The sequence below is a fragment of the Faecalibacterium sp. AF27-11BH genome (assembly GCF_003603005.1).
Classification (GTDB): domain Bacteria; phylum Bacillota; class Clostridia; order Oscillospirales; family Ruminococcaceae; genus Faecalibacterium; species Faecalibacterium taiwanense.
In genome coordinates this window covers 1-18,838 of sequence record NZ_QVGS01000007.1, presented here as the reverse complement: position 1 = coordinate 18,838, position 18,838 = coordinate 1, and the positions used below count along the sequence as shown (strand labels likewise).

The window sequence follows — 18,838 nt, the reverse complement described above, 5'->3', positions numbered from 1 at the left end:
GCTGATTGCTCCCCTGCTGTGCAGGGTCGTGCTGTTCGACCCGCTCACACGCCGCAGATAAAAAGAAAGCCCCCCAGACAAGCTGGAGGGCTTCCTTTTTATGCCGGTGGTGGGGGTCGAACCCACACGTGTTATTAGCACAAGGGATTTTGAGTTTTTATCCTCATCTTCCATCTGGTGTCATCCAGTGATATCTAGTGATATCTGGTTCCCACTGTGCAAAGGCAAAATTCACGCCTCAACGAACAATAATTTGAAATATCCACGATTTTTCGATGCGTTTTTCCTCTACTCTGTTTTTTCGGTTTGGACCGCCCAAATGGAAATTGGAGGGATGTTCAGGAGGGATGCAGGGCAAAACGCTCCTCTGCTTAGGCACAAAACGAAAGGAAAGTCAAGGATAATGAATCAAAATCAAGCAAAAGAGTATTATAAAAAATTATTTGTGAACTATCCTGATGTGCTGTCTGTCGAAGAAGCAACAACTTTACTCGGTTTCAAAAGCCAGACTGCCATCATCAGAAGAATCCATCAACATAGAATTCGCTGCCTGAAAGTCGGACGATCTTTCATGATTCCGAAAGAATATCTCATCGACTATCTTTTGGATAGCTAAATTATATAGCCATTATATTACATAGCGCACCACTTTTCAATAAGAAAAGAGTGCGCTTTTTATTTTCAAACGAAAGGCGGTTGATTTTTTGAACACAAGCTGGAGCAAAACGTTGAAAAAGCCACATGACCCTTGACTACTTTTACGGACAAGCCGGAGAACTGTTTTCATTCTACCGCATTCCCAAGGCTCTTTTTCAGGAGCCACGGTTCCAGAGTCTGTCCACCGATGCAAAAACCCTGTACGGCATCCTGCTGGACCGCATGAGCCTGTCTGTGAAAAACGGCTGGCTGGACGAGCAGAACCGGGTGTTCATCATCTTCACGATAGAGGATGTCAAGAGGGCGTTGTGTTGCGCAGACAACAAAGCGACCAAGCTGCTCCGGGAACTCGAAAAGTTTGGTCTGATTGAACGAAAACGCAGAGGTCTGGGAAAGCCAAGTTTGGTGTATGTGAAGAACTTTTCGGCAGAATCGTCAAAATCAATATTCCAAAATCGTGATTTTCACGATTCTGGAGGCTTCAAAAACGCAAGTCAAGACCCTTCAAAATCACGATGTAATAAGACTAAAGAGAATGATACTGAAATGAGTGAGACTGATCCATTCAATTCTGAAGAAGCGGATGGGATGAGCAAACGCACCCAACTGGAAGAATATTTTTCTCAGTCTTTGGAGATAGACCTTTTGCTCCGGCTCTGCCCGGATGACAAGGACATTATCTACCAGATCGTAGACTTGCTGGTGGACACCTGCGCTACCAACCGTAAGCTGCTGCACATTGCTGGGGACGATAAGCCCGCCGAGGTGGTATGCAGTCGGTTTATGAAGTTGAACGCCGACCACATCCGCTTTGTGCTGAAGTGCTTTGCAGAGAACAGCAGCCCGATCCGTAACATGAAACAATATCTGCTCGCTTCTCTGTACAACGCGCCCACCACCATGCAGCTTTCCTACCAGAACCAAACCAACCACGACTTAGCGAATCGGAGGTGATGAAAATTTCAAAGAAAGCAACCACGATAGCCATCGTCAACCAGAAAGGCGGCACCGGCAAGACCACCACCTGTGAAAATCTGGGCATCGGGCTGGCGATGGAGGGCAAAAAAGTTCTGCTGGTGGACACTGACCCGCAGGGCAGTCTTACCATCAGCATGGGCTGGCAGCAGCCGGACGAGCTGCCTGCCACATTGTCTACTCTGATGCAGAAAGCCATGAACGACCAGCCTATCCAACCCGGTGAGGGCATCCTGCACCATGCAGAGGGCGTAGACCTCATCCCTGCCAACATCGAATTGGCAGGATTGGAGGTGGCTCTGGTAAACAGCATGAACCGGGAAAAGATGCTCAAACAGGTGTTGGACGGAGCAAAACGGGAGTACGATTATATCCTGCTGGACTGTACTCCCTCCCTTGGTATGCTCACCATCAATGCACTGGCGGCGGCAGACACTGCTTTGATACCCGTACAGGCTCAATATCTTTCTGCCAAAGGTCTGGAGCAGCTTTTGCAGACAATCTGTAAGGTACACCGGCAGAAAATCAATCCGAAGCTGAAAATCGAGGGCATCCTGCTCACCATGACGGACAGCCGCACCAACTATGGAAAGCAGATCGACACTTTGATTCGTCAGGCATACGGTAGTAAAATCAAGGTGTTCGACCAGACCATTCCCCGGTCTGTTCGTGCTGCTGAAACCAGTGCCGCCGGCAAGAGCATTTTCCAGTATGACCCCAAGAGCAAGGTGGCAGAAGCCTATCAATCTCTTGCGAAGGAGGTGTTGGTGGATGCCGAAAAGCGGCTTAAACGTAGCACTGAAAGGTCTCGATGATATTTTTTCGACCGAAGAGTCCCGGCAGGAAGAACAGCGGGAGCAGGTACAACAGATTCCCGTCAGCGAACTTTTCCCGTTCAAAAACCACCCGTTCAAAGTTCTGGACGATGATTCCATGACCCGGACGGTGGAAAGCATTTCGCAGTTCGGTGTGCTTGCGCCGCTGATTGCCCGCCCCAGACCAGAGGGCGGCTATGAGATCATCTCCGGGCATCGTCGGAAACACGCCGCAGAGCTTGCAAATCTGGACACCGTGCCTGTCATTGTGCGAAATATGGAGGATGATGCCGCCACGATATTGATGGTCGATTCCAATTTGCAGAGAGAACACATCCTGCCCAGCGAGCGGGCATTTGCGTACAAGATGAAGCTGGATGCAATAAAAAATCAAGGTGCTAGGTCAGATTTAACTTCGTCCCAAGTTGGGACGAAGTTGAGAGCCGATGAAAAAGTAGCAAAAGATTCAGGCGAAAGTCGCAATCAAGTCCAGCGTTTTGTGCGTCTGACGAACCTTGTCCCTGAATTGCTCGACATGGTGGACGAGAAAAAAATCTCTTTTAACCCTGCGGTAGAACTGTCCTATCTGGACGAAAAACAGCAACAGGATTTTTTAGAAGCAATGGATGCTTCCCAGAACGCACCATCTCTTTCACAAGCCATTCGGATAAAAAAGCTGGCGCAGCAGGGTGAGTTTGACTATGATGCAGTCTACAACATTATGAATGAGGAAAAGAAAAGCGAACTGGACACCGTGACCATCAAAAACGAAACCCTGCGGAAATACTTTCCACGCAATTACACGCCCCGGCAGATGGAAAGCATCATCATCAAGCTGCTCGACCAGTGGCAACTAAAAAAGCAACAGGCAAAACAGAAGAAGCAGGAAGAAGCGCGCTGATCGCAGACTGAACCAAAAGACCCAGTTCCGGGTCTTTTATTTTGCAAAAATTTTGGAGGAAACGTCTATGAACTTTACTACCACTCACATCCGTTCCGAGAAAGTCACCATTGATACTCGCATCTACACGATTCTGAACGGCAGAAAAAAGCCTGGTGAAGTCTATCTCGCTGCCATTGCCCCGGATATGGAGCTGACCATCATCACGCTGGACGAGGCTCCCGGCATCCTGCCCTGCTTTGAGGAGGATGATGCCTGCCTGAACCTTCCCAACACCTCGCTGCTGCTCTGCTACAACCCGGCGCAGGTGCTGAAGATGGGCGGAAAGCACTACCTGACCGGCCCGGTGATTCTTGTTCGCACCAACATGGACGGCGAGGTCATCTCGCTGACCATCGATGAAGTCTACCTGTTCCAGAAGTATCTGGCAAGCCACAGCATCACCCTGATGGCAGACGACCAGAAGCTGCCCTGCATCTGCATGGAGTGAGGTGTGCCATGCTGAACTTTTTTATCGGTTTCGCATTTTTTGAAGCCGGCGCTTTTTTCGGCTTCTTCGTGGCAGCTCTGTTGAACGCCGCCCATGCCTGGCAGGAGATCTCTATCAAATTCGAGGAGGACGATAATGGAACAGAACGAGAACACCTTGTCGGTGCTGAAAATTGCACCGGGACAGTATCCGCAGCAGGTCGAGATTGACAACAACCTGAAAGCCTTGCAGGAGGCGGTGGGCGGCACGATTGCTGCTGTTTACCCCTTTGCAGACCCAGTGGCTATCATCTGCAATGACGATGGTAAGCTCATGGGTCTGCCCCTGAACCGTGCTCTTCGGGATGAAAACGGAGAAATGTATGATGCCATTGCCGGAGACTTTCTAGTGGTGGGATTGGGCGAGGAGGATTTTGCATCCCTGACCCCAGAACTGGCGCAGAAGCACGAGCAGCTTTTCCATCAGCCGGAAGCCTTTCTGAAGCTAGGCAACCGTCTGTTGGTGCTGCCGGTGCCTGATGAACCTCCCGCAGAAAAGCCCCGCACCAAGCCCCCGGCAGAGCATGACCGCTAAAATCACCCTGCTGCACGGGAGGTGATGGCATTGCAGGAAGAAATCGAACAGAAGTCATTCAACATTATGATCTCCACCACAAAGCTGTCTGCCCGGACTGTCCTGCGGGCGGTAAAGGCGGCGTTTCGGCTGTACCAGTCCAAGACATCCCAAGGTAAGCAAAGTGTCCGCACTCTTCTGCGGCAGAACCGGGGTGTGTCCAGCGTGGAGATCAGCAAGACCGGCATCCGTGGGCTGGAACGCTACGCCAAAAAGTACGGCATCGACTATGCCATCCGCAAGGACACCTCCGAAGTGCCGCCCCGGTATCTGGTCTTTTTCAAAGCCCCGGATGCAGAAGCCTTCAACTCGGCGTTCAAAGAGTATTCGGCATCTCTGCTGAACAAAGACAAACGCCCCTCGGTGCTGGCAAAACTGCATGAACTGGTGCAGGCGGCGGCAGAACTCCCCGGCAAAGTCCGGCATAAGGAACAGGAGCGTGGACTGTGACCACGAAAAAGCTGACAAAGCTGCTGGCACTGTATCTGCCCTATATTTTGCTGGGGCTGGTGGCAACCAACATTGGCGAAGCGTGGCGGCTTGCCGAGGGCAAAGAGCTGGGGGATAAGATCATGGCGATGATGGGCACCGTTCCGGTGGCGTTTGCGAACCCGCTGCCCAGCTTGCATCCGCTCGATTTGCTGGTGGGCTTGTGCTGCGGTGCAGGGTTACGGCTGGCGGTCTATTTGCGTGGAAAAAACGCCAAGAAGTACCGCCACGGCATGGAGTACGGCTCTGCCCGGTGGGGCACCGCCAAGGATATTGAGCCGTTCATGGCACCCAAGTTTGCAGACAACATCATCCTGACCAAAACGGAACGGCTGATGATGTCCAACCGCCCACCGGACCCCAAAAACGCCCGGAACAAAAATGTGCTGGTGGTGGGAGGCTCCGGCAGCGGCAAGACGAGATTTTGGCTTAAACCCAACCTTTTACAATGTCATAGTTCCTATGTGGTCACTGACCCGAAAGGTAGTATCGTGGTCGAGTGCGGGAACGCACTTCTGAAAAACGGTTACAAGCTGAAAATCCTGAACACCATCAACTTCAAAAAGTCCATGCACTATAACCCCTTCGCCTATGTCCACAGCGAAAAGGACATTCTCAAACTGGTCACAACCCTGATGACCAACACCAAAGGCGAAGGGTCCGGTGGGGACCCATTTTGGGAGAAAAGCGAACGTCTTTTGCTCACTGCCCTGATCGCCTATCTGCATTATGAAGCCCCGGTGGAGGAGCAAAATTTCGCCACCCTGCTGGAAATGCTCAACACCATGCAGGTGCTGGAGGATGACGAGGAATATCAGAACCCGGTGGATCTGCTGTTTGAAGAACTGGCGAAAAAGAAGCCCAATTCCTTTGCCGGGCGGCAGTACAAACTTTACAAGCTGGCTGCCGGCAAGACCGCAAAATCCATCCTCATTTCCTGTGGTGCCAGATTAGCCCCCTTCGACATCCAAGAGCTGCGTGACCTCACTATGTACGATGAGCTGCAACTGGACACGCTGGGCGATAAGAAAACGGCATTGTTCCTCATCATGAGCGATACGGACAGCACCTTCAACTTCCTCATCAGCATGGTCTACACCCAGCTTTTCAATCTGCTGTGCGACAAGGCAGATGATGTATACGGCGGCAAGCTGCCCGTTCATGTACGGTGTCTCATCGACGAGTGCGCCAACATCGGGCAGATTCCCAATCTGGAAAAGCTGGTGGCTACCATCCGCAGCCGTGAGATCTCTGCCTGCCTTGTTTTGCAGGCGAGAAGCCAGTTGAAAGCCATCTACAAGGACAACGCAGATACCATTGTGGGCAACATGGACAGCCAAATATTTCTGGGCGGCAGCGAGCCGACCACCCTGAAAGACCTGTCTGAAATGCTGGGCAAAGAAACGATTGATGCGTTCAACACCTCGGACACCCGTGGCAACAGCCCCAGCTACGGCACCACGTTCCAGAAGATGGGTCACGAATTATTGAGCCGGGACGAGCTGGCGGTGCTGGACGGCGGCAAGTGTATTTTGCAGTTGCGTGGCGTCAGACCGTTTTTGAGCGACAAGTACGACCTGACCCAGCACCCTAACTACAAGCTGACCTCGGACTACGACCCCAAAAACACCTTCGATATTGAAAAATATCTGAACCGCAAAGAAAAAATCCAACCCGGAGATGAGTTCATCGTGGTGGATGCTGATTCGCTCCCGTCTGCCTGACCCGGTAGGCGGTTTTATTTTTATCCCGGTCAGAAAGGTGCACCAGAAAATCAGCCTTGCTGCGGTTATGCAACGTAAAACTACAAGATTTCGGGTGTGTACAAACGACCGGAAACGCTTTATAATAAAGGAGAAAAGACTATGGAATTCTTCAACTCTGCTATCGAAGTTCTTCAGACTCTGGTTGTCGCTCTGGGTGCCGGTCTCGGCGTTTGGGGTGCCATCAACCTGCTGGAAGGTTATGGTAACGACAACCCCGGCAGCAAGAGTCAGGGCATGAAGCAGCTCATGGCTGGCGGCGGCGTTGCTCTGGTGGGCATTACCCTGATTCCCCTGCTGAGCGGTCTGTTCGGTTAAGAACAGCGGGCGGCGATTGCCGCCCGGTACATATTTATAATAAGGAAAGCCATAGTAACGATCTCACATACAGAAGGTGAATCAGATGAGCGAGATTTTATTGTATCATGGCAGTAAAGAAGAAGTTGTCTATCCCGAAATCCGCATCACACGGTATACAAAGGACTTTTCTTGGGGATTCTACTGCACGAACAGCTATCAACAAGCCTACCGCTGGGCAGACCGCCGTTCTGCCGATGGTATTGTGAACGTCTATCGCTATGTAGAGAATCCTGACCTGAAAATCCTGCGTTTCCCTGAAATGTCGGACGAATGGCTGGATTTCATTGCAAAATGTCGTGCAGGCGAAACCCATCCCTATGATATTGTGGAGGGTCCCATGGCAGATGACACCATCTGGGACTATGTCAATGGATTTACGTCCGGGCAGATCAGCCGTGAAGCATTTTGGGCATTGGCGAAGTTCAAGCATCCAACACACCAGATCAGCTTTCATACCGTAAACGCTTTGCACTGCCTGACCTTTGAGAGGAGTGAATCCATCCATGACCGAAAAGCAGAAAAATGATGTTCTCTACGTTTGCAGCCTGATCGAGACCATCGCCCGTAAGACCAAAAATCATCGGCAGGATGTGATTCGTCACTTCACAAAAGCCGGCATCGAACGGCAGCTCCGGCTGGCAGAAGTAAACCACTGTCTGTCCTTTGAGCAGGTTTCAGATGAGCTGATTGAAGATCTCAACATCCCGGATGGGGATTTTGATACTGCTGCGGAGTGCCGCTATACGGTCCCTTCTGCAACCTCCATCGGAATGCTGTATCAGGGGCTGGTGCTGTCCACCATGAAAGATGAAGATGCTGCACAGGCAATTCTGGATGTTTTTTCGTCGTTTATCACGGATGAGATCTCCGATTTCAATTCCAACGTATACTACACCAATCCTGATTATCTCCGCTGCTCCTATCTGGAGGGCAAAATGCTTGCTTGAGAAAGGATTGTTATAATGGCAAAAAATCAACATAATGCAGGGCTTCATTATAGACCTCTCAATCAACTTGGATTATCAAACTTCAATGATTATATAGAAAATCCCATTGATAGTCGTTTTAAGTTTAATCCGCCCCCTCTAAAATGTGGTAAGCTTTTTGGACTTTGCAAAGCTGATCGTCAAAAAGAAAAGCTTCAGAAACATTGCCCGTGGCATCCGCTTCTAAAAATGAAGGCATTCACATTAGAGATCAACGGAGAAGCTGAATACATTTGGTATTGTAAAGAATGCGATTATTATTATATGAACCCCTTTTGGCGAAATGGAGAAAAACGCATCCTTGATGTTTATCATAAGGTTCCTGTTCGCCGACTTATAAAAACAGCTATATAGCTTTGATTATGATTTGCCGATTGCCGAAAAGCAGTCGGCTTTTTTGTTTCCGTCGAACACTTTTTGTGTTTGCTCATATCATTTCATCTATCATTCATCAATCAAAAATGATAGATGAAATGAGGGCATTGTTCCATACGGCGGCTTGAGCAGCAGCGGAAAGCCCTCTGCAGCTTGCAGTTTTATTAAATGTCCGTGCTCCAAGCCGCGTTTTTATCCACCCATCCATGAAAGGCGGTGCTATTATGCAGTTTTTGACCCACATTATTTTTCTCCTGAATCTCCTCAAGACCCTTATCAACCATTTCAGCTAAGGACGGTGACTGAATGGAAACCGTTCTCAAAGCCATTGCCGACTGGATCAAAGGCATCCTGACGGCAGGCATTATGTCCAATCTCTCCGGCTTGTTTGATGATGTGAACACCCAAGTGGGCAACATCGCACAGCAGGTGGGCACCAAGCCCTCCAGCTTTGAGCCACGGGTGTTCGCCATGATCGAATCGCTGTCCCGGAACGTGGTGCTGCCCATTGCAGGCATCATCCTGACCTTTATCGCCTGTTACGAACTGATCGAGATGATTACCCAGCACAACAATATGGCACAGTTTGAGCCTGCCCTCATCATGCGCTGGATTTTTAAGACTGCTATTTCGGTGTGGCTCATCAGCAATACTTTTGACATCGTGATGGCGGTGTTCGATGTCACCCAAAAGGTGGTATCCGATTCCAGCAGCATCATTGCCGGAAATACCCGTGTCAACGACATTGGCTTGTCCATGCTGCAATCCAGCCTGATGCAGATGGACGTTGGTCCCCTGTTCGGGCTGTTTTTGCAGTCCTTCTTCATTGGCATCACCATGCGCATCCTGTCCATCGTTATTTTCGTCATCGTCTACGGAAGAATGATTGAAATTTACTGCATGGTGAGCCTTGCGCCCATCCCCATGGCGACCTTCGGCAACCACGAGCAGAGCCACATGGGGCAGAACTACCTGAAATGCCTGTTTGCACTGGGTTTTCAGGGCTTTCTCATCCTCATCTGCGTAGCGATTTATGCGGTGCTGATCCAAAGCGTAGCGATTTCCGGGGATGCCATCAACTCCATTTGGAGCATTGTGGGCTACACCGTTCTGCTCTGTTTCAGCCTGTTCAAGACCAGCTCGGTGACGAAATCCGTCCTCGGAGCGCACTAAAGGAGGTGCTTTATTGGCTGCGTATATTTCAGTTCCCCGTGACCTGACGAAAGTGAAATCGAAGGTCGCGTTCAACCTGACCAAACGGCAGCTTGTCTGCTTTGGCACAGCGGCTCTCATTGGAGTGCCGCTGTTTTTTGTTCTCCGGGATTCCGGCGGCAACACTGCTGCCACCCTCGGTATGATGGCGGTGATGCTGCCGGCGTTCTTCCTTGGGATGTACGAGAAAAACGGTCAGCCCATGGAAAAGCTGCTGTCGTACTATGTGCAGTCCCGGTTTGTCCGCCCGAAGATCCGCCCCTACAAGACCAACAACTACTATGCGATTTTGATGAAGGGAGGCGCAACCTATGATTCCGTTTTGGAAAAAGACCGGTAAGGACGGCAAGAAAAAACCGCAGAAACCCGCCGTGCCCCGGACCGCCCAGCAGTCCATCCCCATGCAGCGGATGTTTGAGGATGGCACCTGCCGGGTGAAAGCAAACTACTACACCCGCACCATCCAGTATCAGGACATCAATTATCAGTTGGCGCAGCAGGAGGACAAGACCGCCATTTTCGAGGAATGGTGCAGTTTTCTGAACTTCTTCGATTCCAGCATTAAGTTTGAATTGTCCTTTGTGAACATGGCAACCGACAGCACCGAGTTTGAAAAGAGCATCCGCATTCCGTTCCAGAAGGACGGTTTCGATGATGTTCGTGCGGAGTACAGCCAGATGCTGCGCCAGCAGCTTGCCAAGGGCAATAATGGTCTGACCAAGACCAAATTCATCACCTTTGGTGTGGAGGGCGAGAGCATGGCACAGGTCAAGCCCCGGCTCGACCACATCCAGAATGACCTGCTGAATAACTTCCACCGGCTGGGGGTGCAGGCAAAATCCCTGAACGGTGTCCAGCGGCTGAAGCTCATGCATGATATGTTCAACATGGATGGCGCATCCAAGTTTCACTTTGACTGGAAAGACCTTGTGAAAAGCGGGCTTTCCGCGAAGGATGCCATTGCGCCCACCGCCTTTGCCTTCAAGAACAGCCGCACCTTCCAAATGGGCGGTATCTTCTGCGCCGTCAGCTTTCTGAGCATCACGGCATCCGACATCAGCGACCAGCTTTTGAAGGATTTTCTGGACATGGATTCCAGCCAGATCGTTACCATGCACATCCAGTCCGTTGACCAGAACCGTGCCATCAAGACGGTGAAGCGCACCATCACGGAACTGGACCGCAGCAAGATCGAGGAGCAGAAAAAAGCTATCCGTGCCGGGTATGATATTGACATCATTCCGTCGGATTTGGCGACCTACGGCAGGGATGCCAAGGCTCTGCTGAAAGAATTGCAGAGCCAGAACGAGCGGATGTTCCTCGTCACTTTTTTGGTGCTGAACACCGGCAGGACTGAACAGGAACTGGAAAACAATGTTTTTCAGGCATCCAGTATTGCCCAGAAGCACAACTGCAACCTGTGCCGACTGGACTTCCAGCAGGAGCAGGGTCTGATGAGCAGCCTGCCGCTGGCAGACTGCCAGATCGAAATTCAGCGGGGACTGACCACCAGCAGCACGGCTATCTTCATCCCCTTTACCACGCAGGAATTGTACCAGAGCGGAAAAGAATCGCTGTACTACGGTCTGAATGCTCTGTCCAACAACCTGATTATGGTGGATCGCAAGAAGCTGAAAAACCCGAATGGCTTGATTCTGGGTACTCCCGGCTCCGGTAAAAGTTTCTCGGCAAAGCGTGAAATTGCCAATGCGTTTCTGGTGACGGACGATGATATTATTATCAATGATCCCGAAGGCGAATACTCGCCGCTGGTGAACCGGCTGAAAGGTCAGGTCATCAAAATCAGCCCCAACAGCACCCAATTTGTCAACCCCATGGACATCAACGCCAACTACTCCGAGGAGGATAATCCGCTGTCCCTGAAAGCCGACTTTATTCTTTCTTTGTGTGAGCTGGTGGTGGGCGGCAAGGAAGGTCTGCTGCCGGTGGAAAAAACCGTCATTGACCGCTGTGTGCATCTGATTTACCGCAAATATTTTGCGAACCCCTGCCCGGAGAATATGCCCATCCTTGAGGACTTGTACAACGCTCTGCTTCAGCAGGAGGAAAAAGAAGCCCACCATGTTGCCACGGCTCTGGAAATCTACGTCAAGGGCAGTCTGAACCTGTTCAACCATCGCACTAACGTGAACGTCAATAACCGCATCGTCTGCTACGACATCAAGGAACTGGGCAAACAGATGAAGAAACTCGGTATGCTCATCGTGCAGGATCAGGTGTGGGGGCGTGTCACGGCAAACCGCAGCAGCGGCAAGTCCACCCGGTATTATATGGATGAGATGCACCTCCTCTTAAAAGAGGAGCAGACCGCCGCTTATTCCGTGGAGATCTGGAAGCGTTTCCGCAAGTGGGGCGGTATTCCCACAGGGCTGACCCAGAACGTGAAAGACCTTCTTTCTTCTCGTGAGGTCGAGAATATTTTCGAGAACAGCGACATGATCATCATGTTGAATCAGGCTGCGGGAGACCGCCAGATTCTCGCAAAGCAGCTCAACATCAGCCCTCATCAGCTTTCCTATGTGACCCACTCCGGCGAGGGCGAAGGGCTGCTGTTTTTCGGTAATGTCATTCTGCCGTTTGTGGACCGTTTCCCCACCGATCTGGAACTCTACCGCATTATGACCACCAAGTTGGGTGAAGTCTCGGAGGGCGCGCAGAAATGAGTGAACCGAAACTGAACATCAAAGAGGAATCGTCTACCAAAAAGACCCGTTCTCCCCCGAAAAAAGCCAAGGTAGAGCAGACGGTGCCCAAAAAGAAAAAGCTGAAAACCGATGCAGATAAAGCTGCGGAAAAGGCACAGCATCTGCGGTTTGGCAAGGCGGAACTGACCCCGGACGAACTGAGCCGGTTGAGTAAGGCGCAGAAGCGAGAGATGTACGCTGCCCATGCCGCCCGGTCTGCGGTGCATCACGAAGTTGACCAGTACGAGGATGAAAACGTCGGTGTGCAGGCGTTGAGCGAGGGCGAAAAAGCGGCAGGAAATGTCCGTGATATTTCCAAAAGCCGCTATGCCCGGAAGCTCAAGAAGAAAGCCAAGATGCAGGGCAAGAAAGGCACCAAAACCGCAAAATCTTCTGCACGAGAGCCGACTGCGGCACAAGATGCAGGCGCATTCGGCACCGGCGAGGGCGGCTCCAACTGGCTTTCACGCTGGAAACAGCGGCAAGAAATCCACAAAAGCTACTATGCCGCCGCCCGTTCGGGCACGGCGGCGCAGACCACAGGCGGCAAAGCGGCATCCAACGGTGCATCTGCCGCCCGGTCCGGCGTGGAACAGGCGGTAGAAAAGGGCAAAACTGCCGTCAGCACCGCCGTAAAGGGGCTGGTGAATGCCGCCAAAGGCAACGCACACGTTCTGGTGATCGTGGGCGTTTTTCTTTTGCTCGTCCTCATGGTAATGTCAGGCTTTTCCTCCTGCGGCATCCTCTTTTCCGGCGGCACACAGGTGTCCGGGCAGACCATATACTCTGCCGAGGATCGGGACATCTGGGGTGCAGAGCAGGACTACAAAAAGCTGGAAAAGGAACTGGATAAAAAGATCAAGCGTACCCCCACCGACCATCCCGGCTACAACGAGTACCAGTATCATCTGGATGCCATCGAGCACGACCCGTGGCAGCTCACTTCGTTCCTGACCACCCTGTATAACGACTACACCCGTTCGGAGGTGCAGGGCAAGCTGAAGGAGACCTTCAAAAAGCAGTACAAGCTCACCACATGGGTGGAGGTGCAGACCCGGTATATGACGGTCTGGGTCATCAGCCCGGCAGGAATCCCGGTTCCCACGCAGGTTCCCTACGAGTACCGCATCTTCCACACCAAGCTGGTCAATCGTGGCTTGGAGGTGGTCATCCGGGAGGAACTGGACAACGACCAATGGAAACGCTACGAGATCTTTCAAGACACCTTGGGCGGCAGACCCTATCTGTTCAACGGCGGTCTGCCGCCCGGTGGCTCCGATGGCTCCGGCGCACCGGGCATCGACTATCAGGTTCCGGCAGAAGCCCTGACGGACGAAGAATTTTCCAAAATCTACGCCGAAGCAAAGAAATATGTCGGCACGCCCTACGTCTGGGGCGGTTCCACCCCGGAAACCGGCTTTGACTGTTCGGGTTACGTCTGCTGGGTCTACAACCAGAACGGCTACGATGTGGGGCGCACCACCGCCAACGGATTATGGCAGAAAAGCCAGCACATTTCCGAAGCCGAAGCAAAGCCCGGTGATCTGGTTTTCTTCAAAGGCACCTATGACACCCCCGGCATGAGCCATACTGGAATCTATCTCGGCAACGGCATGATGGTCAGTGCCGGAGACCCCATCAAATACGCAAATATCCACTCGTCCTACTGGGAGAAGCATCTCGCCGGGTTCGGACGGCTTTCAAAATGATTGGAGGAGTTACTATGAGCGAAAAATCGGATAAGCTGCGGGCAATGCTGGCAAAAGAGAAGGAGCGCCGCATCAAGCTGAACAACCGCATCGAGATCCTGGAGCGGCGCATTCAGGAGGAGGATTCTGCTGAGGTCAACGAGATGGTGCGGACTGCAAAGGTCACGCCGGAACAGCTCGCCGCCCTGCTGCGGCAGTCGGCAACTGCCACCCCGAACCCGGCTGCGCTGTCTGCCGTGGGTGCAACTTTCGAGAAGGAGGTCAATACGGATGAAGATTAAGAAACTGAGCGCACTGCTGGTATCGGCGGTGCTGTGCGCTGGCATGGCAGCTCCCGCCTTTGCCTTTGAGGGCGAAGCCACCCCGGTGGAGCAGCCTATCCTGCCGGAGGTGGTGGAGGATGTTGTCACCGTCACGGACGAAACCTCTGGTGCTCTGACCCCGGAGGGCAACCTGACACTGGTGGACGATTACCACACCAATTATTCGGATGGTTCCGGGCAGCAGTTCATCACGCTGGTATCGAAATCGGGTGCGACATTTTATCTGGTAATCGATCGGAACAGTAAAGGCGCGCAAACCGTACACTTTATGAACCTTGTGGACGAAGCCGACCTGTTGGCACTGATGGAGGAAGAAGATGTGGATGCTTATACCGCTGAAAAAGAAGCAGCGGCGCAGGCAGAACAGGACAAGCTGAAAGCCGAGGAAGAAGCCAAGAAAGCCGCAGAAGAAGCGGCGGCATCCGGCGAGGAACAGCCCAAGGAAAACAAGGTCACAAAGATCGCATCCGGCTTTCTGGGCGTAGTCGTGCTGATCGCACTGGCGGCAGGCGGCAGCTTCTACGCTTTCGCAAAGCAGAAAAAGCAGGCCGAAAAAGAAGCCCTTGACCCTGATGCAAACTACACCGAGGACAAGGGCGACTTCGAGATTCCCACCGAGGACGAGCCGGAGGAACCCGGTGAGGAAGATACCGAACCCATCTGATTTCAAGGCGGCATTTGCCGCCGTACATATCCAAATGAAAACAGATTGGAGGGAACGCTTATTTTAATTCTAGTTGTAGCAGAAAAGCCATCTGTCGCTATGTCCTACGCAAAAGTCCTCGGTGCTACCCGCCGTCAAGACGGTTATCTGGAGGGCAACGGCTATCTGGTAAGCTGGTGCGTTGGTCATCTGGTAGAGCTTGCACCGCCCAACATCTACGATGCCAAGTACGTCAAGTGGAGTATCGCAGATTTGCCCATCCTGCCGGAAAGGTGGCAGTATCTGGTGTCTGCGTCCACCGAAAAGCAGTTTGGTATCCTGAAAGACCTGATGAACCGCCCGGACGTAGACAGCATTGTGAACAGTTGCGATTCCGGACGTGAGGGAGAATTGATCTTCCGCTTGGTGTACCAGCAAGCCGGGTGCAAAAAGCCCTTTTCTCGCCTATGGCTGTCCAGCATGGAGGAAAACGCCATCCGGGAAGGGTTCGCCCATCTCAAACCGTCAACTGAATACGATGCGCTGTACAACGCAGCACTCTGCCGGGAACGTGCCGACTGGATGGTCGGCATCAATGCGTCCCGGCTTTTTTCGTGTCTGTACGGGCAACCTCTGGCGGTGGGGCGTGTTATGACCCCGGTGCTTGCCATGACGGTGGTGCGGGAAGCCGCCATTGCCGCCTTTGTGCCGGAGAAATTCTACACGGTGGATCTGGAACTGACCAGTGGCTGCACGGCATCCAGCCGCCGCATTCCTGAAAAATCCGTTGCAGAAAAACTGCTGGAAGCCTGTCGAAGGGAGATGGTGGCAACGATCCAGCGCATCACCCGCAAGGAAAAATCCGAGAATCCGCCGTTGCTGTACGATCTGACCACCCTTCAGCGAGATGCTAACCGCTTGCTGGGGTACAGCGCACAGCAGACGCTGGACTATGTGCAGAGCCTGTATGAGAAGAAACTTACCACTTATCCCAGAACTGATAGCTGCTATATCACCGACGATGACGAGGAAATGCTGGAGGAGCTGACCGAGGAACTGGAAGGTTTTCTCGGCATTACCCCGGAGGACATGGACGAGGCTGTGCCCCGGACACGGCGCACCGTCAACCGGGAAAAAGTCACCGATCATCACGCCATCCTGCCCACCCGCAGTATGCTGCAAGCCGATCTGGACGCACTGCCCAAGGGGGAGCAGAACGTCCTGAAGCTCATCATCGCCCGGACGCTGATGGCAGTCAGCAAGCCCTTCCGGTATCTGGAAACCCTGCTGACCACCGAATGTGCCGGGGAGGAATTTACCGCCAAGGGCAAGGAGGTTCTGGAGGAAGGCTGGAAAGCGGTGGAACGCAAGGTACTGGCAGACATTCTGAATCGAAAACAGGAACTCACCGCCCTGCCCAATGCGGCAGAAAACGAGTGCGGTATCCTCAATGCAGAGCTGAAGGAGGGTCAAACGTCCCCACCGAAGCATTTTACCGAGGACACCCTGCTGCACGCTATGGAAACCGCCAGTGCAGACAGTATGCCGGAGGGCGTGGAGCGTCAGGGCATCGGCACCCCGGCAACCCGTGCCGCCACCATTGAAAAGCTGGTGCAGAAGGGCTTTCTGGAGCGCAAGGGCACCAAGAAAACCAAGGTGCTGCTGCCCACGGATAAGGGGAAAGCGTTAATCACCGTGATGCCCGAAGAAATCCAATCCCCGGAAATGACCGCTGATTGGGAAACAAAACTGCTGCAAATCGAGCGCAGCGAAATGGAGCCGGAAACTTTTATGACTGAAATCAAAGAGATGATCTCCTCGCTGGTAACGACCACCGAGGCTGCGAAGGGAGCGAATGCGCTTATGAAAAACAAGATTATTGGTATCTGCCCGAACTGCGGTGCAAATGTTGTGGAGCGTGAAAAGGGCTGGTTCTGCGAGAACCGGGAGTGCCGTTTCGTGCTGTGGAAGGATAATGCTTTTCTGAAACGGCTCGGCAAACGCATGGACGCTCATGTGGCAGACAAGCTGCTGCGGGATGGTCGGGTCCGGCTGAAGGACTGCAAGAGTGCCAAGGGCAAGACCTACAATGCCACCGTGCTGCTGTCCTGTGAAGCCGATGGCCGCAGCAAGTTTTCGCTGGAATTTGAGGGTGGGTGCTGATGGAGCAGATAAAAGAAGCGGTCTACCTTATCAACGATGAACGCTATCTGCATCTCCGGGAAAACAGTGCAGGGGTCGGCTTTGCCACTTATAACAAGGTAACTGGCGAGCCGCTGGAAAGTGGGCAGATTTCGGAAAAGAATCTGCCGCCAGATGGACAAAACACCATTCCTGCCGCCCGGAACTGGTATCTGTTTGAACTTTCGGACGATGACCGTAAGGCCATCCAACAGGAAAGCGTAAAGATCCTTGAAAACATCCCGCAGGCGGGCATTGGCAGGCGGCGCATCTGGGAGCCGGAAATGCTGCCGAAGGATATTCGTCTCATCAACAGCCACTATGATGACCTCTATCGCATTCCAGATGGCGGCGTGATTCAGGTGGATTACCCGGATGGGCGCAGTTTTACGGCACGGGTGGAACATCTGGATGATTACCACTTTGACATGGGCGGTCTGGGCAATGTGTTCCACATCTGCCAGTTTGCCGAAGTCATGGAACGAAACCATGCAGACTTCTACCCGGAGATTCAGACACAGGACGAGCAGGCTGCATGGGAACTGGGCGGCAAAGGCTACCTTGCCATCCAGTCCTATGAGGATGGATGGGACTACACCATTTACCACAGCGATTATTCTGTGATGGACGGCGGGCAGCTGAATGCCCCGGAACTGACCATTCAGGAAGCCCGTGAGCAGATTCTGGAAGCGCACCACTTGGAAAAGGGCCGGCGGCTGTTGCAGGACTACGATGCCGTCATGGACAAAGTTGCGGAAGCCGAGGAACTGAGTGCAGATCACCGCCCTTCCACATTGGAAAAGCTGGCAGCACTGGCAAGTGATACGTCTGCGCCAAAATCCTCTGCACGTTCTGCGCCAGAACTGTGAGGTGGACGATGCAGCAAAAATGGAACCAGAATTTTGACGGCGAACCCATGGCGGACATCCCGCAGAAATTTCTGAACGCAGGGTGCGATGTTTATATGGTGATGCAGCTGCGGCATGACGAAAAAATCCTCGATGAAAGATTTGCTTCCATGCGGGAACTGCATCGTCGGGGCAAAACGCCCGACCCGGAGCATTACGAGGTCACCTACTATGCTGATTTGCCCGCCATGTGGCAGGATGTGCCGAACAACGAGGTTCTGGAAGAACTGTTTCAGATGTTCAACCTCTCCCGTCCGCAGGATTTTGAGGGGCATAGCCTGTCGGTCAGCGATGTGATTGCACTCAAACGCAATGGCGAGGTGTCTGTGCATTATGTGGACAGCATCGGCTTCAAAGATTTACAGGGGTTTCTGGACAAGCAGCCGGAACGCCCTTCGGTGCTGATGAATCTCAAGGAAAAGTGCGATGCCTCGGAGTGTAACCCAACTGGAAGCCGGAAAGCGAGGACTGAACATGAACTTTGACCATGAAGAACTCATGCTGATGATGCTTTACAACACCGGCACCCGACTGGGGCTTATCCACGAACTGCGGCTCATGCAGTGCTACCTGATGCCCGATGAGACTGCTCTGCGGGAACTGTCCGAACAGGTCATCGAGAAGCTGAAACTGCTGACCGATGCAGAGTTTGCCGAACTGGAATTTCCCCCGGACTGATTATTGCCGCCTACGGGCGGCGTACATAAAGTATTTTGTTCTTCCAAAAGATATGC

Annotated in this window: 23 protein-coding genes; all 23 read left to right on the top strand. The window is 52.5% G+C overall.

Going from position 1 to position 18,838, the window contains the following annotated elements:
• Positions 1–253 precede the first annotated feature (253 nt).
• The 23 genes from DWY76_RS08240 to DWY76_RS08130 all read left to right on the top strand — a co-directional run bounded on the left by DWY76_RS08240 (position 254) and on the right by DWY76_RS08130 (position 18,782).
• On the top strand, positions 254–616 hold the full coding sequence (locus tag DWY76_RS08240; RefSeq protein ID WP_120021025.1) for a helix-turn-helix domain-containing protein: 363 nt from the start codon (positions 254–256) through the stop codon (positions 614–616).
• Positions 617–741: 125 nt separating this feature from the next.
• Positions 742–1,611 carry a DUF6017 domain-containing protein gene (locus DWY76_RS08235; RefSeq protein WP_117475934.1) on the top strand — a complete coding sequence of 290 codons (870 nt, stop codon included), beginning with the start codon at positions 742–744 and terminating at the stop codon, positions 1,609–1,611.
• Positions 1,611–2,447 (top strand): ParA family protein, encoded by an 837-nt coding sequence (locus DWY76_RS08230; protein ID WP_117475933.1) that lies wholly within the window; start codon positions 1,611–1,613, stop codon positions 2,445–2,447. The genes DWY76_RS08235 and DWY76_RS08230 overlap by 1 nt, the downstream gene beginning before the upstream one ends.
• Positions 2,404–3,348, top strand: coding sequence for a ParB/RepB/Spo0J family partition protein (locus DWY76_RS08225; RefSeq protein WP_097791889.1), 945 nt, complete (start codon positions 2,404–2,406; stop codon positions 3,346–3,348). The genes DWY76_RS08230 and DWY76_RS08225 overlap by 44 nt, the downstream gene beginning before the upstream one ends.
• A gap of 67 nt (positions 3,349–3,415) precedes the next feature.
• Positions 3,416–3,838, top strand: coding sequence for a hypothetical protein (locus DWY76_RS08220; RefSeq protein ID WP_097839639.1), 423 nt, complete (start codon positions 3,416–3,418; stop codon positions 3,836–3,838).
• 8 nt (positions 3,839–3,846) lie between these two features.
• Positions 3,847–4,047, top strand: a complete 201-nt coding sequence (locus DWY76_RS08215; protein WP_117536130.1) for a hypothetical protein — start codon at positions 3,847–3,849, stop codon at positions 4,045–4,047.
• Positions 3,974–4,411, top strand: coding sequence for a DUF3846 domain-containing protein (locus DWY76_RS08210; RefSeq protein WP_120080873.1), 438 nt, complete (start codon positions 3,974–3,976; stop codon positions 4,409–4,411). Before DWY76_RS08215 ends, DWY76_RS08210 begins: the two co-directional genes overlap by 74 nt.
• A 24-nt stretch (positions 4,412–4,435) precedes the next feature.
• Complete coding sequence (locus DWY76_RS08205; protein WP_117950360.1) at positions 4,436–4,900, top strand: PcfB family protein; 465 nt, start codon at positions 4,436–4,438, stop codon at positions 4,898–4,900.
• Positions 4,897–6,663, top strand: a complete 1,767-nt coding sequence (locus tag DWY76_RS08200) for a VirD4-like conjugal transfer protein, CD1115 family (RefSeq protein WP_117506354.1) — start codon at positions 4,897–4,899, stop codon at positions 6,661–6,663. The genes DWY76_RS08205 and DWY76_RS08200 overlap by 4 nt, the downstream gene beginning before the upstream one ends.
• Positions 6,664–6,804: 141 nt before the next feature.
• Positions 6,805–7,020, top strand: a complete 216-nt coding sequence (locus DWY76_RS08195; protein ID WP_055186938.1) for a Maff2 family mobile element protein — start codon at positions 6,805–6,807, stop codon at positions 7,018–7,020.
• A gap of 85 nt (positions 7,021–7,105) precedes the next feature.
• Positions 7,106–7,588 (top strand): DUF3990 domain-containing protein, encoded by a 483-nt coding sequence (locus tag DWY76_RS08190; RefSeq protein WP_117477590.1) that lies wholly within the window; start codon positions 7,106–7,108, stop codon positions 7,586–7,588.
• Positions 7,566–8,009 (top strand): hypothetical protein, encoded by a 444-nt coding sequence (locus tag DWY76_RS08185; RefSeq protein WP_015565208.1) that lies wholly within the window; start codon positions 7,566–7,568, stop codon positions 8,007–8,009. Before DWY76_RS08190 ends, DWY76_RS08185 begins: the two co-directional genes overlap by 23 nt.
• Positions 8,010–8,024: 15 nt before the next feature.
• The gene (locus tag DWY76_RS13835) at positions 8,025–8,402 is read left to right on the top strand and encodes a hypothetical protein (RefSeq protein WP_133300804.1); all 378 of its coding nucleotides are present in this window, start codon (positions 8,025–8,027) and stop codon (positions 8,400–8,402) included.
• A 327-nt stretch (positions 8,403–8,729) separates the two neighbouring features.
• Positions 8,730–9,596 carry a VirB6/TrbL-like conjugal transfer protein, CD1112 family gene (locus DWY76_RS08175; RefSeq protein ID WP_117506353.1) on the top strand — a complete coding sequence of 289 codons (867 nt, stop codon included), beginning with the start codon at positions 8,730–8,732 and terminating at the stop codon, positions 9,594–9,596.
• Between the two features lie 13 nt (positions 9,597–9,609).
• A complete protein-coding gene (locus DWY76_RS08170; protein WP_112146658.1) occupies positions 9,610–9,975 on the top strand; it encodes a PrgI family protein in 366 nt (121 codons plus the stop codon).
• On the top strand, positions 9,947–12,319 hold the full coding sequence (locus DWY76_RS08165) for a VirB4-like conjugal transfer ATPase, CD1110 family (RefSeq protein WP_117950609.1): 2,373 nt from the start codon (positions 9,947–9,949) through the stop codon (positions 12,317–12,319). Before DWY76_RS08170 ends, DWY76_RS08165 begins: the two co-directional genes overlap by 29 nt.
• Entirely contained in the window at positions 12,316–14,049 is a 1,734-nt protein-coding gene (locus DWY76_RS08160; RefSeq protein WP_120080871.1) for a C40 family peptidase, read from the top strand. The genes DWY76_RS08165 and DWY76_RS08160 overlap by 4 nt, the downstream gene beginning before the upstream one ends.
• A gap of 14 nt (positions 14,050–14,063) precedes the next feature.
• Positions 14,064–14,330 (top strand): DUF4315 family protein, encoded by a 267-nt coding sequence (locus DWY76_RS08155; protein WP_120080869.1) that lies wholly within the window; start codon positions 14,064–14,066, stop codon positions 14,328–14,330.
• Positions 14,320–15,036, top strand: coding sequence for a DUF4366 domain-containing protein (locus tag DWY76_RS08150; protein WP_165852593.1), 717 nt, complete (start codon positions 14,320–14,322; stop codon positions 15,034–15,036). Before DWY76_RS08155 ends, DWY76_RS08150 begins: the two co-directional genes overlap by 11 nt.
• Positions 15,037–15,096: 60 nt before the next feature.
• Positions 15,097–17,178, top strand: a complete 2,082-nt coding sequence (locus DWY76_RS08145) for a DNA topoisomerase 3 (RefSeq protein ID WP_120080996.1) — start codon at positions 15,097–15,099, stop codon at positions 17,176–17,178.
• Positions 17,178–18,065, top strand: coding sequence for an LPD16 domain-containing protein (locus DWY76_RS08140; RefSeq protein WP_120080867.1), 888 nt, complete (start codon positions 17,178–17,180; stop codon positions 18,063–18,065). The genes DWY76_RS08145 and DWY76_RS08140 overlap by 1 nt, the downstream gene beginning before the upstream one ends.
• A gap of 8 nt (positions 18,066–18,073) precedes the next feature.
• A complete protein-coding gene (locus tag DWY76_RS08135) occupies positions 18,074–18,589 on the top strand; it encodes a YodL domain-containing protein (RefSeq protein ID WP_120080865.1) in 516 nt (171 codons plus the stop codon).
• A complete protein-coding gene (locus tag DWY76_RS08130) occupies positions 18,579–18,782 on the top strand; it encodes a transposon-transfer assisting family protein (protein ID WP_097793492.1) in 204 nt (67 codons plus the stop codon). Before DWY76_RS08135 ends, DWY76_RS08130 begins: the two co-directional genes overlap by 11 nt.
• The last annotated feature ends 56 nt before the right edge of the window (positions 18,783–18,838 follow it).

Excerpts from the sequence above, each read along its gene's own strand:
- DWY76_RS08235 (WP_117475934.1), top strand. The coding sequence starts at position 742 with ATGACCCTTGACTACTTTTACGGACAAGCCGGAGAACTGTTTTCATTC.
- DWY76_RS08230 (WP_117475933.1), top strand. The coding sequence starts at position 1,611 with ATGAAAATTTCAAAGAAAGCAACCACGATAGCCATCGTCAACCAGAAA.
- DWY76_RS08225 (WP_097791889.1), top strand. The coding sequence starts at position 2,404 with ATGCCGAAAAGCGGCTTAAACGTAGCACTGAAAGGTCTCGATGATATT.
- DWY76_RS08220 (WP_097839639.1), top strand. The coding sequence starts at position 3,416 with ATGAACTTTACTACCACTCACATCCGTTCCGAGAAAGTCACCATTGAT.
- DWY76_RS08215 (WP_117536130.1), top strand. The coding sequence starts at position 3,847 with ATGCTGAACTTTTTTATCGGTTTCGCATTTTTTGAAGCCGGCGCTTTT.
- DWY76_RS08210 (WP_120080873.1), top strand. The coding sequence starts at position 3,974 with ATGGAACAGAACGAGAACACCTTGTCGGTGCTGAAAATTGCACCGGGA.
- DWY76_RS08205 (WP_117950360.1), top strand. The coding sequence starts at position 4,436 with ATGGCATTGCAGGAAGAAATCGAACAGAAGTCATTCAACATTATGATC.
- DWY76_RS08195 (WP_055186938.1), top strand. The coding sequence starts at position 6,805 with ATGGAATTCTTCAACTCTGCTATCGAAGTTCTTCAGACTCTGGTTGTC.
- DWY76_RS08190 (WP_117477590.1), top strand. The coding sequence starts at position 7,106 with ATGAGCGAGATTTTATTGTATCATGGCAGTAAAGAAGAAGTTGTCTAT.
- DWY76_RS08185 (WP_015565208.1), top strand. The coding sequence starts at position 7,566 with ATGACCGAAAAGCAGAAAAATGATGTTCTCTACGTTTGCAGCCTGATC.
- DWY76_RS13835 (WP_133300804.1), top strand. The coding sequence starts at position 8,025 with ATGGCAAAAAATCAACATAATGCAGGGCTTCATTATAGACCTCTCAAT.
- DWY76_RS08175 (WP_117506353.1), top strand. The coding sequence starts at position 8,730 with ATGGAAACCGTTCTCAAAGCCATTGCCGACTGGATCAAAGGCATCCTG.
- DWY76_RS08165 (WP_117950609.1), top strand. The coding sequence starts at position 9,947 with ATGATTCCGTTTTGGAAAAAGACCGGTAAGGACGGCAAGAAAAAACCG.
- DWY76_RS08160 (WP_120080871.1), top strand. The coding sequence starts at position 12,316 with ATGAGTGAACCGAAACTGAACATCAAAGAGGAATCGTCTACCAAAAAG.
- DWY76_RS08155 (WP_120080869.1), top strand. The coding sequence starts at position 14,064 with ATGAGCGAAAAATCGGATAAGCTGCGGGCAATGCTGGCAAAAGAGAAG.
- DWY76_RS08150 (WP_165852593.1), top strand. The coding sequence starts at position 14,320 with ATGAAGATTAAGAAACTGAGCGCACTGCTGGTATCGGCGGTGCTGTGC.
- DWY76_RS08140 (WP_120080867.1), top strand. The coding sequence starts at position 17,178 with ATGGAGCAGATAAAAGAAGCGGTCTACCTTATCAACGATGAACGCTAT.
- DWY76_RS08135 (WP_120080865.1), top strand. The coding sequence starts at position 18,074 with ATGCAGCAAAAATGGAACCAGAATTTTGACGGCGAACCCATGGCGGAC.
- DWY76_RS08130 (WP_097793492.1), top strand. The coding sequence starts at position 18,579 with ATGAACTTTGACCATGAAGAACTCATGCTGATGATGCTTTACAACACC.